The organism is Enterobacter sp. ECC-175 (assembly GCF_043968675.1).
Taxonomy (GTDB): Bacteria; Pseudomonadota; Gammaproteobacteria; order Enterobacterales; family Enterobacteriaceae; genus Enterobacter.
On sequence record NZ_CP143776.1, the window covers coordinates 4537019 to 4551933 of the forward strand.

Annotated in this window: 13 protein-coding genes and 1 pseudogene; 12 read left to right on the forward strand and 2 right to left on the reverse strand. The window is 55.5% G+C overall.

Annotation, left to right across the window (positions count from 1 at the left end):
- The first annotated feature begins 255 nt into the window (after window positions 1–255).
- The 11 genes from ygjG (at window position 256) to V1599_RS21495 (ending at window position 12120) form a co-directional block, all read left to right on the forward strand.
- Window positions 256–1635, forward strand: a complete 1380-nt coding sequence (ygjG, locus tag V1599_RS21445) for a putrescine aminotransferase (protein ID WP_395300820.1) — start codon at window positions 256–258, stop codon at window positions 1633–1635.
- A 450-nt stretch (window positions 1636–2085) separates the two neighbouring features.
- Window positions 2086–2775 (forward strand): helix-turn-helix domain-containing protein, encoded by a 690-nt coding sequence (locus V1599_RS21450; protein ID WP_395300821.1) that lies wholly within the window; start codon window positions 2086–2088, stop codon window positions 2773–2775.
- A gap of 284 nt (window positions 2776–3059) precedes the next feature.
- Window positions 3060–3623 (forward strand): fimbrial protein, encoded by a 564-nt coding sequence (locus V1599_RS21455; protein WP_112010810.1) that lies wholly within the window; start codon window positions 3060–3062, stop codon window positions 3621–3623.
- Window positions 3624–3682: 59 nt separating this feature from the next.
- Window positions 3683–4225, forward strand: coding sequence for a fimbrial protein (locus tag V1599_RS21460; RefSeq protein ID WP_297116369.1), 543 nt, complete (start codon window positions 3683–3685; stop codon window positions 4223–4225).
- Between the two features lie 39 nt (window positions 4226–4264).
- On the forward strand, window positions 4265–4978 hold the full coding sequence (locus V1599_RS21465) for a fimbria/pilus periplasmic chaperone (protein WP_112010812.1): 714 nt from the start codon (window positions 4265–4267) through the stop codon (window positions 4976–4978).
- 38 nt (window positions 4979–5016) lie between these two features.
- Window positions 5017–7641 carry a fimbrial biogenesis usher protein gene (locus tag V1599_RS21470; protein ID WP_395300822.1) on the forward strand — a complete coding sequence of 875 codons (2625 nt, stop codon included), beginning with the start codon at window positions 5017–5019 and terminating at the stop codon, window positions 7639–7641.
- The gene (locus V1599_RS21475; protein ID WP_395300823.1) at window positions 7641–8648 is read left to right on the forward strand and encodes a fimbrial protein; all 1008 of its coding nucleotides are present in this window, start codon (window positions 7641–7643) and stop codon (window positions 8646–8648) included. The genes V1599_RS21470 and V1599_RS21475 overlap by 1 nt, the downstream gene beginning before the upstream one ends.
- Before the next feature lie 14 nt (window positions 8649–8662).
- Window positions 8663–9193, forward strand: coding sequence for a fimbrial protein (locus tag V1599_RS21480; protein WP_112010815.1), 531 nt, complete (start codon window positions 8663–8665; stop codon window positions 9191–9193).
- On the forward strand, window positions 9193–9702 hold the full coding sequence (locus tag V1599_RS21485) for a fimbrial protein (protein ID WP_112010816.1): 510 nt from the start codon (window positions 9193–9195) through the stop codon (window positions 9700–9702). Before V1599_RS21480 ends, V1599_RS21485 begins: the two co-directional genes overlap by 1 nt.
- Window positions 9695–10417, forward strand: coding sequence for a molecular chaperone (locus tag V1599_RS21490; RefSeq protein ID WP_297116380.1), 723 nt, complete (start codon window positions 9695–9697; stop codon window positions 10415–10417). The genes V1599_RS21485 and V1599_RS21490 overlap by 8 nt, the downstream gene beginning before the upstream one ends.
- Entirely contained in the window at window positions 10414–12120 is a 1707-nt protein-coding gene (locus V1599_RS21495; RefSeq protein WP_297116382.1) for a PglL family O-oligosaccharyltransferase, read from the forward strand. The genes V1599_RS21490 and V1599_RS21495 overlap by 4 nt, the downstream gene beginning before the upstream one ends.
- 37 nt (window positions 12121–12157) lie before the next feature.
- On the opposite strand, the gene lsrG is transcribed toward V1599_RS21495, so the two are convergent.
- Both lsrG and V1599_RS21505 read right to left on the reverse strand, forming a co-directional pair.
- Window positions 12158–12451, reverse strand: a complete 294-nt coding sequence (lsrG, locus tag V1599_RS21500; protein WP_297116384.1) for a (4S)-4-hydroxy-5-phosphonooxypentane-2,3-dione isomerase — start codon at window positions 12449–12451, stop codon at window positions 12158–12160.
- A pseudogene (locus V1599_RS21505) lies at window positions 12448–12606 on the reverse strand (3-hydroxy-5-phosphonooxypentane-2,4-dione thiolase LsrF); the annotation flags it as partial. The pseudogene V1599_RS21505 and the gene lsrG, both read right to left, overlap by 4 nt.
- A 213-nt stretch (window positions 12607–12819) precedes the next feature.
- Here V1599_RS21505 and V1599_RS21510 point away from each other — a divergent pair.
- Complete coding sequence (locus tag V1599_RS21510) at window positions 12820–14841, forward strand: FAD-dependent oxidoreductase (RefSeq protein WP_395300824.1); 2022 nt, start codon at window positions 12820–12822, stop codon at window positions 14839–14841.
- Window positions 14842–14915 lie beyond the last annotated feature (74 nt).

The window sequence follows — 14915 nt, forward strand, 5'->3', positions numbered from 1 at the left end:
AAAGCATCCTTTCCCAGCGCCCACTGATGCGGCACGCCTTGCACCACGCCGGGGCAATGGCGCGAAATTCCCACAAAACCGCGGCGTTTTCTTCTGGCCCTTCACGCCGTTTCGGCGAACCCGGCATGATTAAATTTTGTGCAGGATTATATTAGCCAGGCGTTTATCCCGATTTTCGCTGCCCGCGCTGAGGTGGCGTAATCCCTGCAATACTTAACTCAGTATCATGTGATACGCGATCCCCGGGAGCATATTTTGAACAGGTTACCTTCCAGCGCCTCGGCTCTTGCCTGTACCGCGCACGCACTGAATCTCATCGAGAAGCGAACGCTTGACCATGAGGAGATGAAACAACTTAACCGAGAGGTGATCGACTACTTTAAAGAGCATGTGAACCCTGGTTTTCTGGAGTATCGCAAATCTGTTACCGCCGGCGGGGATTACGGAGCCGTAGAGTGGCAAGCGGGGAGCCTGAATACGCTTGTCGACACCCAGGGACAGGAGTTTATTGATTGCCTGGGTGGTTTTGGCATTTTCAACGTGGGGCACCGTAATCCAGCTGTGGTTTCCGCCGTACAGAATCAACTTGCGAAACAACCTCTCCATAGCCAGGAGCTGCTCGACCCGCTTCGCGCCATGCTCGCGAAAACGCTGGCGGCCTTAACGCCCGGCAAGCTGAAGTACAGCTTCTTTAGCAACAGCGGCACGGAGTCGGTCGAGGCGGCGATCAAGCTCGCCAAAGCGTACCAGTCGCCGCGCGGCAAATTCACCTTTATTGCCACCAGCGGCGCGTTCCACGGGAAATCGCTGGGCGCGCTGTCGGCAACCGCCAAGTCCACCTTCCGCAAGCCGTTTATGCCGCTGCTGCCGGGCTTCCGCCACGTGCCGTTTGGCAATATTGACGCCATGCGCACCGCGCTCAGCGAATGCCGTAAAACCGGTGACGACGTGGCGGCGGTTATCCTGGAGCCGATCCAGGGCGAAGGCGGCGTGATCCTGCCTCCGCAGGGCTACCTGCCCGCCGTGCGCCAGCTGTGCGATGAGTTTGGCGCGCTGCTGATTCTGGACGAAGTGCAAACCGGGATGGGCCGCACCGGCAGGATGTTCGCCTGCGAGCATGAGAACGTGCAGCCGGATATTCTCTGCCTGGCGAAAGCGCTCGGCGGCGGCGTAATGCCGATCGGCGCGACGGTGGCGACGGAAGAGGTGTTCTCGGTGCTGTTCGACAACCCGTTCCTGCACACCACCACCTTCGGCGGAAACCCGCTGGCCTGCGCGGCGGCGCTGGCGACCATCAACGTGCTGCTGGAGCAAAACCTGCCCGCGCAGGCGGAGCAGAAAGGCGACATGCTGCTCGACGGCTTCCGCCAGCTCGGTCGGGAATATCCCGATCTGGTGCAGGAGGCACGCGGCAAAGGGATGCTGATGGCGATCGAGTTTATCGATAACGAAATCGGCTACACCTTCGCGAGCGAGATGTTCCGCCAGCGTGTGCTGGTGGCCGGAACGCTCAACAACTCAAAAACCATCCGCATCGAACCGCCGCTGACGCTGACGATCGAACAGTGTGAGCAGGTGCTGAAGGCAGCGCGTAAGGCGCTGGCGGCGCTGCGGATAAGCGTGGAAGAGGCGTGATATTCCTCCCCCTTCTTATGAAGGGGGATTTTCTCCCGTGAAGCCATTCTCAAGATCTCTGCTAAAAAAACCAAAACGCTAAATGGGGTATCTAAAGAAAAATATTGGGAGAAAATTGACTTCTCGACCGCCAGGTAAAATTTACATACAAATAGACACAACACCGCCGCCCCCCAAAATAGCATTTATTGCTTAAGAATACTCCAGGCTATAACAACCTGAAAAATATGACTTAACTTAATGGAAAATAAGTAAATTCCTGGTAAAAACCCCATGCCTACGTATGAATAATTTTACACCCCTGTATTCAAATCGTTACTCAATGAATTGCGTGTGAACTTGAGGTTTTATAATATGAGTTGAATGAAATTCTTACCGATGCATAATTGCGGCTCTTTTTGGACCTCGGACCAAAATGCCAGTCATTGATTATTGCTTGCAGGAACATTTATGAATTCCACATTCGACATCACTGGCAACGGATTGCATGCGTATCGTTTTTCTCAGGATACAAAACCGCTAAAGGCCATTGAGACACTTTTTGCTCATCTCAAACCAGTAAGTTCGCCGTTCTCTCTTGAGGCAGAAAAAGTATTTAACCTAAGTCCTAAAAGAGACAATAGCGGGATTATTCTTCTCGATGATGGGATCTGTTCCATCTGCCATGAAGAAAATGATTTACATATATATTCTTTCTTTGCAAAAAGCATAATTGGATTTATCGACGGGTATAGCCTTTACTATGACGTTCCCGCACGGCCACAGCATAAGCTGTGTGCCGAAACGGATTGCACTGGCTATTTCGTTAAGGTGGATGATTTTGTCAAGGTAGCAGATGAATATGATCTTTGGCATGACGTCGCCCGCGTTCTGGCCCATCGACTGATGGTCATGAGCGCACGAGAAAACGAGCTGGTCGGCGTAGACTCTTATCGAAAGGTTCGCTCACTCTTAATTGAGCTGTGGGCTTATCCAGAAGAGTACCGACGAAAAATCAATGTCCAGAACTTTATTCAACGCCGAACGATGATGTCGCGAAGCCGAACGCTAAAAATACTGTCTGAACTACGCAAGGGTGACTTCATTAGCATTGACAATGGAAAGTTGACCTCAATTCAGAAGCTGCCAGAAGCGTATTAATCGCTCTATATCCCTGGGTTATCCCAGGCATATAATATTATATCTTACTAAAATTTCATTCGGTCCTTTTCAGGACCGTTTTGCCGTGCGCGTAATTTAAACTCGAAAAACACATCAAATTCCCGGGTCCTTTGTAGGACCTTATTTTTGCTTCAAATCAAAAAAAACGTCAGTAACAATATGTCTTGAGTTGATAAGGACATCCTCATATCCGAACGTATTTAATGGATAAGAGACAAACGACGGAATAATCCAAATAAACTAAAAGCACTTCGAGTTTAATTATGAAAAAAACAGTAATGGTTAAAAGTTTAGCAGTAGCGGTTCTCATGGCAGCAGGCATCGCTTCTGCATCAGCAGCAACGAGCGGCGCAACGTCTTCCACCGTACAGGGCGGCACCGTTGAGTTCAAAGGTTCTGTTGTTGACGCAGCCTGCGCAGTGTCTTCCGATTCCGTAAACCAGGTGGTAACCCTGGGCCAGGTGCGCCTTGCCCAGCTGACCGGTAAAGATGCCGTTGCTAATCAGAAAACGCCTTTCGCGATTACGCTGGCTGATTGTGATTCTACTGTTTCTAAGCAGGCTTCAATTACGTTTGACGGTACTGCTGCAGCGGGTGAACCCGGCGTGCTGGACAACACCGCTGGCGCAGGCTCCGCGTCTGGCGTGGGTATTCAGATTTATGACAAAGACGGTTCCACGCTGGATCTTGGCACCCCGTCTCAGGCCGTTAACCTCATTGATGGTAACAACAGCCTGAACTTCTCTGCGGACTATATCCAGACTGCAGATACCGCTACCGCGGGTAGCGTGGACACCACCGCCACGTTCAACATTACTTACCAGTAATTCCCGTCAGGATGAAACCTCTGCCAGGGAGGGCAGCTTTACGTTCACAGGGGGAAGAAATGATTAAAAATAGCGTTGCCATCGGATTACTCGGTCTTGCGATCGTTCCTTCGCTGGCGTTTGCGGAGTCTCACGTCATCGTAAAAGGGGGTGATGTTGAATTTCGCGGTGCGGTAGTGAATGCCGCCTGCGTGGTCGATGTAGGAAGTGAGGATCTTACCGTCCAGATGGGGGAAATTCGCACCGATGAATTTCACGGTCTCGGCAGCTGGACCGATCCTCAGGCATTTACTCTGGAACTCAAAGACTGTGATTCTACCGTCAGCCAGGACGTTGGCGTAACGTTCCGGGGACAAACGGATAAAAAAGACCCCGGCGTTTTGGCCGTTATTGATGGCGCACAAAGTGCTCAGGGCGTTGGGCTTGGTCTTTTTGACGGTCAGGGGAATCAAATTATTCCCAATGAACGTCCTCTCACCTTTACGTCGATCCAGGATGGCACAACAACGCTGCATTTTACCGCGCGCTATCGCGCGACCTCAAATGAGGTTATCGCCGGTGATGCAAATACAGAAACCTGGTTCACTTTGACCTATTTATAAATTCAACGCCCTCGGTGGCAATAATTAGCAAGGCTCATCATGTCCGTCATTTCTTCTCTACGCTCCTCTCTGGCCATTTTACTCATGGTTAGCACAGGATTTTTTACATTCACTGCAAATGCTGCGGAGCCCGGCGGCGTATCGTTGGGTACAACCCGGGTTATTTACCCTGAGGGAAATACTCAGGCGTCACTGGCAATCAATAATACCGATCCTAACGCCGTTTTTTTGATTCAGGCGTGGATGGAGAATGCGCAACAAGCCAAAAGCAGTGATTTTGTTTTAACGCCACCGCTCTTTGTTATCCAGCCAAAGAAAGAAAATACGCTGCGAATTATGTATGTAGGGCCGAATACCCTGCCAGCCGATCGCGAAACGCTGTACTGGGTTAACGTTAAAGCCATTCCGTCAGTCAGCAAAGATACGAACAATAAAAATACGCTGCAAATTGCGATCCTGAGCCGCATAAAGCTTTTTATGCGCCCGAAAAATTTATCCATGTCTTCTGTTGAAGCACCATCGCATTTGCAATTCCACAAAAGTGGAAACACGCTAACCATTACTAACCCAACGCCATATTACCTGACGCTGGTGCAATTCCACGCGGGTATTGCCAACCTGCCAACCACCATGGTGGCACCGATGTCCAAAGCGGATGTGAAACTCCCGGCGAATGCACAGGGGGATATTAATTTCCAGACCGTAAATGATTACGGCGCCAATACGCCTACGCAGAAGGCACATTTGAGCTAATTAAATCAAGGTGGGTCAGCAAGGATATGACAATTAGAATGCGCACTGTCTCTTGTGCCATCATGCAGGTGTTATTCTCACGACGTAGAAAGCAGCGCTTTATCCTGCCGGCGTCATTTGCACTCCTGCCGCTGGTTGCCCATGCAGATAATTACTTTAATCCGGCATTTTTATCTGACGATCCCAGCGCCGTGGCTGATTTATCGCATTTCGAAAAAGGCGGTAATCAGGCGCCGGGTAACTATCACGTTGATATTTACCTTAACGATCAATTTGTCGCTACCGAAGACGTTAAATTCAATGCCGCCCCAAAAGGGGAAAAAGTCGATTCAGGTCTGGTGCCCTGCTTCACTCGGGCACGCCTGCAGGCAATGGGTATCAACACTGACGCATTTCCTCAAATGGCAAAACTGGCGCCGGAACAGTGCGTGCCCTTTGAATCCATACCGGACGGTAAGACAGAGTTCGATTTTGAACAGCTGCGGCTGAACGTCAGCGTCCCCCAGGCGGCATTGAAGCAGAGCGCGCGCGGGTATATTCCACCGGAAAATTGGGATCAGGGCATTAACGCACTGCTGGTTAACTATGACTTTTCCGGCAGCAACAGCGGCGGTGACGGCAACAGCGAAGACAACTATTTTCTTAACCTGCAGAGCGGTCTTAACCTCGGCGCGTGGCGGCTGCGCGACTATTCAACCTGGAACTATACCAGCAGCGATGACGAGTCCGAAAACAAGTGGGAGCACATTAGCACCTATGTTGAACGCACCATTGCGCCGCTCAAGGCCGAACTGACGGTAGGGGAAAGCTATACGCCATCGGACATTTTCGACAGCCTGAGCTTCCGCGGGGTACAAATCGCCTCTGATGACAACATGCTGCCCGACAGCCTGAAAGGGTTTGCGCCAACGGTACGCGGAATTGCGAAAAGCAATGCCAAAGTCACCATCAAGCAGAACGGCTATGTCATCTATCAGACCTACGTTTCGCCGGGCGCATTTGCCATTAACGACCTCTTTCCGACCTCATCGAGCGGCGACCTCATTGTCACGGTGAAGGAGAGCGACGGCAGTGAAAATAGCTTTACGGTTCCCTATTCAGCCGTTCCCTTGCTACAGCGCGAAGGCAGGCTGAAGTACGACTTTACCGCGGGGAAATACCGCAGCAACAACGATGAACAGAACGATGACAGCTTCGTTCAGGGCACCGCGCTGCTGGGCATGGCGCACGGCATTACGGCTTACGGCGGTACCCAGTTCACTAATGACTATCGCGCGTTCGCGCTCGGCCTTGGGCTGAATATGGGCGACATCGGCGCCATTTCGATGGATGTCACCCAGGCGAACAGCACGCTGGTTGACGGCAGCCAGCACGACGGTCAATCGCTGCGCTTCCTCTACGCAAAAGCGCTTAACGAGGTGGGGACCAACTTCCAGCTGCTGGGCTATCGCTACTCAACCGAAGGGTTTTATACCCTCGATGAAACAACCTACAAACACATGAGCGGCTATACCGGCAGCGATGACTGGAAGGACGACGATCATGACGGAAAACAAGACGCTCCGGACTGGAACGACTTCTACAACCTGTACTACAGCAAAAAGGGCAAGATTCAGCTCAACGTGTCCCAGCAGATCGGGGAGTTAGGATCGATTTTCGTCACGGGCCAGGAGCAGAGCTACTGGCATACGGATGAAAAAGATCGTCTGCTCCAGCTGGGTTACAACGGGAGCTGGCACGATATCTCCTACAGCCTGACCTGGAACTACAGCAGATCGCCGGATGAAGACGAAGCGGATCAGATTTACGCCTTTAACATCTCGCTGCCGATCGGCAAATGGCTGTCCAGCCATGGTAGCGATGCCCCATCCGTTACAACGAATACGGCCAACGCCACCTACAGCATGAATACCGACCAGCACGGCAAAATGACGCAAAGCACCGGTATCAATGGCACGCTGCTGGCGGATAACAACCTGAGCTACAACGTGCAGGAAGGGTACGGCAACCACGGCGAGGGGGATAATGGAAATGCCAGCGTTAACTACCAGGGTACCTACGGCAACCTGAAGGCCGGTTACAACCACAGCGACGGCTACCATCAGGTCAACTACGGCATGAGCGGCGGCGTGGTGGTACATCGCAACGGCGTAACGCTGAGCCAGCCGCTGGGCGACACGAACATTCTGGTGAAAGCGCCAGGTGCGGCAGGCGTAGCGCTTGAAAACGCGACGGGTATCAAAACTGACTGGCGCGGCTATGCGGTCATCCCGTATGCCACCACCTATCGTCAGAACCGCGTGGCGCTGGACACCAATACCCTGGGGCAAAACGTTGATATTGACGACACCGTGGCCAACGTGGTGCCTACGCAAGGGGCGATGGTGCGGGCGGAATTTAACGCGCACGTTGGCATTCGCGCGCTCATGACGTTATTGCATAACGGGAAACCGGTGCCTTTCGGTGCCGTAGTGAGCCAGGACGCGGGAAACAGCACGATCGTCGGCGATGACGGACAAACGTATCTTGCCGGTTTGCCGTTGGCTGGGCGGCTGAACGTGCAGTGGGGCAACGGCCCGAATCAACGCTGCCAGGTAAATTACCAATTACCGGAAAGTGCAACAAAGCAGCCGATAAATAAGATAGGTGAAAGGTGTCAGTAATGAAGACATGGTTAAAATTCAGTTTGATTTTGCTTTGCACAGGTTTTTTGTGGGGTAAATCGACCCACGCCATGGCGGCTACTTGCAAAATGGATAAGGCTGATCCGCTCGCTCTCGTAGAACAAAATTATACCTTCTCCTCAAACAGCAATGGCACATCCAGCAAAGAGCGTCCAATGAGCACGTCATTCTGGCCTGGCAATGCGGATACTAACTACATTTGCACCACCCCCCCACAGGCCATGTGGTTGTGCGGTACGGACACCACGCTCGTTGCAGGAAGCACGTCATCGCAGCTTGCGCCGGGCATTAGTGGAAACGCCTATGTGTCAAACGGCGCAAGCACAAGCGGAGACTATGGTGGGTGTTATGGCACCACCTTCTCTTCAGCCGCGGTGACCAAGGGTCCCATGCCCAGTGCATTGTGGCAGTGGCATTATGTCGGGGTACGTCTCAACATCACCGACTCCAGCGTGGCGAGGAACATCACGCTCAATTCCAAGCGGGTGGGGTATATCTATTTAGCGGATCAAAACATGTCCGGCAAGGCTCTTTCCGGAGGACAGGAGATAACGGACGTCAACGTTTCAGGCACTGTCACCATTCCGGCCTCGTGCAAGCTCGCCTCCAATTCGGTGGTGGTGCTGCCCGACACCTATGCGGTTGATTTTGGCAAAGCGGGCGCTGGCGGTGAGGTCGGTACGGGGACGAAACAAACGATGACCATCAGCTGTCTTGGCGGAAGCGATGAAGCCAACATCGACCTGCACGTCACCTCCAGCAAAACGTCCGGCACCGATATCGTGACGTCGAATCCGGACATCGGCGTACGCGTTCTGAACCCCCGCGGCGAAACGATTTCAGCCAATAACGGTGAATATACCGCCTCGCAATACCAGGGGGCCTCACATATTGATTTCACCTACGTCCCCGTTGCGCTAACCGGAAAGAACCCGGAAGCCGGTGATTACTCCGCGATCGAAACCATCACCGTGACCCAACCTTAAGGCAGGAAAGAGATATGAAACGCGTCGTTTTATTACTGCTGCCGCTCTGCCTGTTAAGCGGCACATCGCGAGCGGACACGCAGATTGGTACCTGGAATATGACCATTAACGGTACGGTACTGCCCTCTTCCTGCGACGTGGACGCGGACAGTCAAAACCAAACGGTTCAGTTGGGCAAAATTTCCTCGTCGGTATTTAGCAGCGTTGGCGCAACCAGCCCCAACACTCCGGTGAGCATAAAGCTCACCGGCTGCACAAACGCTACGGGCGTGAAGGTCACGTTTAGCGGTAATGCGGATGCCGATAATCCGCAGCTGCTCGCCTTGTCCGATACCGGCGGCGGCGGAACGTTGGCCACGGGCGTGGGCGTGGAAGTGATGAACAGCGATAACACCGCCATCCCACTCAACAGCCCTTCGCCACAGTTCACCCTGAAAGATGGCGATAACACGCTCTCCTTCCTGCTGCACTACAAGGCAACAAAAATGCCGGTGACTGGCGGCAGCGCAACCGCCGTTGTTTACTTCGACATGAGCTATCAATAATGATCAAAGTTACTCTTAGCCTGCTTTTGCTAAGCTGGACGCTGTCGGCTGCGGCCCACGACGGCACCATTAACATCGACGGCAGCATCGAAGAACCCGGCTGCACCGTTAGCTCCGATTCGGTCAACCAGACGATTTCACTCGGGGATATCGCCTCAAGCCAGCTGAGCCAGCCGGGAGAAACCTCGCAGCCGATAATGTTTAAAATCAGCTTTGAAGATTGCACCAGCGTCACGAAAACCCTGTCGCTGCGCTTTAATGGCACCAGCGATAGCACCAATCCCGATCTGGTGGCAATTGACAGCGATCCTGGCGCAGCCTCCGGCATCGCAATTGCGATTAAAGACAGTACTTCCTCGCTGCTGCCGATTAATACCAATACGGTAGCTTACTCGCTTCCCTATAGCTATGGCTCGCTGACCTACTATGCGCAGTACATGGCAACGAAAGATAGCGTTACGGCAGGGACGGCAAACGCAACGGTAACGTTTAGCATGACGTATGAGTAATCCATTAATCATGCGTATCGTTACGTTCTGTTTATTAGTGCTTTATAGCGCGTGGGCTCAGGCGGGCATTGTTATAGGCGGAACGCGGTTTGTTTTTCACGGCAGTGAAGACACGCTGTCGCTCCACGTGCGTAACACCTCCTCGTTGCCCTATCTGATTCAGACAAAAATCATGCCTTCAGAGGCTCAGCCGAAGGAGAGTGATAGCGCTTTTATGCCGACCCCGCCGCTTTTTGTCCTGAATGCGGGCCGTGAAAATGCGGTGCGAATTGTCAATATCAGTGAACGCTTGCCTCAGGACAGGGAGAGCCTGTTCTGGCTGGTGATTGCCGGTATACCCGCCGCCTCGAAAAGCGGGAACACGAATACCGTTCAGTTTGCGGTGCGTAATCGCATGAAGCTGTTTTATCGCCCGGCGGGCTTATCGGACGCCGCTGCCCGAAAAGCCCCTTCGCGGCTGCAGTGGACCCGCAGCGGCGCAGCGGTGCAGATAAACAACCCAACCCCTTATTACGTCACGCTGGTCAACGTGACGGTTAACGGCCATTCGATTGAGGATGCAACCATGCTCGCCCCGTTTGCCACGGAATCGCGGCCCTGGTGTGACGCATCTCGCTGTGAGATCAGATGGCAGGCGCTCAACGACCTGGGCGTGGCGCAACCTGCTCGCCGTGTTGAACCGGGCGAGCAGCCCCGGAAAGGTTCGCCGCGATGACCCACAGGCTATCGACCACAAAAGCCTCGCGCTGGGCGGAGGGGATGCTGACCTTAATCCTCCTCGGCCTTACGCATGTCGCCCTCAGTAATACCGGCGGTAGCGGCGCAGACCTGCCGGAACCGCTTCTGGTCTGGTGCGGCATCACCGCCACGATCGCGGGCTGCGCCTGGGCCATGGCTCGTCAGACGATCGCGCTCTCCTTTAGCGCCCGCCTTATGCTTGCGGCTGCGATCCTGCTGACGCTCCCGCTGTTCTGGAGCCCTTCGCCGGACTGGCAGCGTGACGCCCTTCCCCGCCTGGCGGGGCTTTGGGCGGGCATGACGCTCTATATATTGTTGCTGAACTGCCATTTCAGCGCCAGACAGCGCCAGTACGTCCTTTGGCTCATCGCCGCGGCGGCCACGCTGCAAACGGTCTATTCGCTGGCCGGGCTTTGGGCGCCGTTTCTGCTTCCGGAAGCGGGGCGCACGGCGGCGATGCTGAGCCCGCATATCGGCATCGGTGTTTTTCAGCAGCGCAACGTTACCGCCTCATTTATCGCCACGGGTGCTGCGGTATTGCTCTGGCTTGCTGCAGATAGTCGTTTTACGCTGATGCACGAAGCGCGGGAAAAAAGGCGACGGGTAGCGATCTTTACCGCGATCGTCCTTCTGTTTATGACGCTGACGCTGCTTGAGTCGCGAACGGGCTGGCTGGCGGGGCTGGTCATCTGGGGAATGTTTTCCGGCATTTTTTTCCGCACCGAAGAGGCTGTACCCCACCCGGGAAGATGGACGGTACGCTGCGCGCCAGCGCTGGGCATCGCGGTTGGCTTAAGCCTAATGAACGGCACCATTGCCCGCGCGCTGCAGGACCATTCGGACAGCACCCTTGACCGGGTATTTATTTTGCAACAAACCTGGCAGATGATCGCCCTGCATCCCTTTTCAGGCTGGGGCTACGGCGGCTTCCCATGGTCTTTTGCCCATTTCATTGCCGATCGCGCACAGCCTTTATATCTGGGAATGAACGAGCTGACGCATCCCCATAACGAACTGCTGTTCTGGTGGGTTGAAGGCGGGATAGTTGCGCTGGCGGGCATACTGCTGTTGCTCGCAGCGGGCGTCATGCTCTTTTTACGCCACCCCACCCGGCATAAGCTGGCGCTGCTCGGCTGCCTGCTGCCTGTTCTTCTCCACATGCAGCTGGAATATCCGCTCTATCAGTCGCCCGCGCACTGGCTGGTGGTGATTATTTTGCTGAGCTTTGCCGACAGGCTGGATGCGCATGAACGCCCACATCCTGACATGTTCAGACGTTCATCCTTACGGCTTCTTCCCTGCGCCCTCACCGTACTGGCCCTCTGCGGCACAGGGCTTGTGGGGCTTACATTCTGGCAAAACCAGGTCCTGATCCACTTTCAGCAATCGCCGCAGCAGTACGCCAGCCGGGTGCTGCGACTGTACGATACGAGGATCGGCAGCGAGCGCTTGCTCAAGGATCGGGCGCTTAGCTGGATTGTGCGCTACCAGGCCAGCGGCAATCCCGACGATCTGCAACGGTTCTGCCGCCTCGGCAGACGCTGGATCGCCACCTGGTCCGATCCGGATATCTATCACAACCTGATTAACGTGGAGCAGTTTTTGGGTAACGGAACCTACGCGCGCCAGCTTCGCAGCGAGGCGCAGCGCCTTTATCCTGAAGATCCCCGCTTTAGCTGAAAGCGTCAGGCGGCACAGGATGCCGCCGGGCCATCGCTCACTCCGGCAATAACCCCACAAAGCTGCGCTTCTTGCGCGGCTCCGACATCAGTTCCTCCAGCTTATCCACGCACGCCAGATAGTGCGGCGTCTGCTTGTGCGCCAGCACCGCCTCATCGTCCTTATAGGCTTCGTAGATAAAGAACCGGGTTTTCACGCGCAGGTCCTGCAGCACGTCAAAGCGCAGGTTGCCCGGCTCCTGAATCGCCCCTTCGTGGTTGGCGCGAAACACCTCCAGAAACTCGTCTACCCGCTCGGGCTTGATGTTGATTTCCACCAGCGTCACGTTCATTTTGCCTCTCCCTGTTTTTCTTCCTGCCAGAACTGGAACGCCTCTCGCGCCTTCCAGTTTTCATGCACCACCTTCTTCACCGCCTTCAGCATCGCCAGCGGCGCGCTGGACCGGAAAATATTGCGCCCCATGTCCACGCCGGACGCTCCCTTCTCCCCTTTGGGAAGAGGGAAAAAACCAGATCGCGCCAATTCTTTAAGGCCGCACCGGCCAGTCCCCTCTCCCCTTTGGGGAGAGGGTTAGGGTGAGGGGCGAAGTTCTTTGAGATCTATCACAATCATTCGATCCCGCTTTTACCTTTCTTCTGCCGCTGGCTACAGTAGTAACTCATCCGACCACATAACAATAAATTAACACTGGAAGAGACTATGAGCCGATACCCGTCGTTATTCGCCCCCCTCGATCTGGGGTTTACCACGCTCAAAAACCGCGTGCTGATGGGCTCGATGCACACCGGGCTGGAGGAGCGGCCGGACGGGCCGGAGCGCCTGGCGGCCTTCTATGCCGAACGCGCGCGGCACGGCGTGGCGCTGATTGTCACCGGCGGCGTAGCACCTGCGTCTTCGGGCGTGACGATGGAAGGCGGCGCGGTGCTGAACGATGCATCACAGCTTGCCCATCACCGCATCGTCACCGACGCGGTGCATAAAGAAGGTGGCAAAATCGCCCTGCAGATCCTGCATACCGGCCGCTACAGCTATCAGCCACATCTCGTTGCCCCTTCCAGCATCCAGGCGCCGATTAACCGCTTTACGCCGCACGCGCTCAGCCACGACGAGATCCTGGCGCTGATTGACGACTTCGCCCGCTGCGCCGCCCTGGCGCGCGAGGCGGGCTATGACGGCGTCGAGGTAATGGGCTCGGAAGGCTATCTGATTAACGAATTTCTCGCCGCCCGCACCAACCAGCGCGACGACGAATGGGGCGGCGATTATGCCCGCCGCATGCGCTTTGCCGTAGACGTGGTGCGCGCCGTGCGCGAACGTGCGGGCGCGGACTTTATTATCGTTTTCCGCCTCTCGATGCTCGACCTGGTGGAAGGCGGCGGCACGTTCGACGAAACGGTGCAGCTGGCGCAGGCGATAGAGGCCGCTGGCGCGACGATCATCAACACCGGCATCGGCTGGCACGAGGCGCGTATTCCGACCATCGCGACCCCGGTTCCGCGCGCGGCGTTTAGCTGGGTGACGCGCAGGCTAAAAGGGAAAGTGACCATTCCGCTGGTCACCACCAACCGGATCAACGATCCGCAGGTCGCAGACGATGTGATCTCGCGCGGCGACGCCGATATGGTGTCGATGGCGCGCCCGTTCCTGGCGGACGCCGAGCTGCTGTCAAAGGCGCAGAGCGGCCGCGCGGATGAGATCAACACCTGCATCGGCTGTAACCAGGCGTGTCTGGATCAGATCTTCGTCGGCAAGGTCACCTCCTGCCTGGTTAACCCGCGCGCCTGTCATGAAACCAAAATGCCAATCGAGCCGGCAGCGACGAAAAAACGCCTGGCCGTGGTCGGCGCGGGCCCGGCGGGGCTGGCGTTTGCGGTTAACGCCGCCGCGCGCGGGCACAGCGTGACGCTGTTTGACGCCGCGGCCGAAATCGGCGGGCAGTTCAACATCGCCAAGCAGATCCCCGGTAAAGAAGAGTTTTACGAGACGCTGCGCTACTACAGAAGAATGATCGACCTGACGGGCGTCGAGCTGCGGCTGAATCAGCTTGTGGCCGCGCCGGATCTGATCGGTTTCGACGAGACGATCCTGGCAAGCGGGATCGCCCCGCGCACGCCCGCGATCGAGGGCATCGATCATCCGAAGGTATTGAGTTATCTGGATGTATTGCGCGACAAAGTGCCCGTCGGCGAGCAGGTGGCGATTATCGGCTGCGGCGGGATCGGCTTTGATACCGCCATGTATTTAAGCCAGCCGGGCGAAGCCACCAGCCAGAACATTGCCGAATTTTGCGTGGAATGGGGCATTGATACCAGCCTCAGCCAGTCCGGCGGCCTGCGCCCGGAAGGACCGCAGCTGCCAAAAAGCCCGCGCCGGATCGTGATGCTGCAGCGCAAGGCCAGCAAGCCGGGCGAAGGGCTGGGCAAAACCACCGGCTGGATCCACCGCGCCACCCTGCTCGCGCGCGGGGTAAAAATGATCCCGGCGGTGAACTATAGCAAGATCGACGATGACGGCCTGCACGTGACGATCGGCGGCGAGCCGCAGCTGCTGGCGGTGGACAACGTGATTTTATGCGCCGGGCAAGAGCCAAAGCGGGATCTGGCTGACCCGCTGCGCGAAGCGGGCGTTACGGTGCATTTGATTGGCGGGTGCGACGTGGCGACGGAGCTGGACGCGCGGCGGGCGATTGCGCAGGGGACGAAATTAGCTCTGGAGATCTAGAGCAGTGCCCGGTAGCTACGGTAAAAGCAAAACGGCAACCCAGTTGCCGTTTTTAGTGTTTGCTCCCTCTCCCT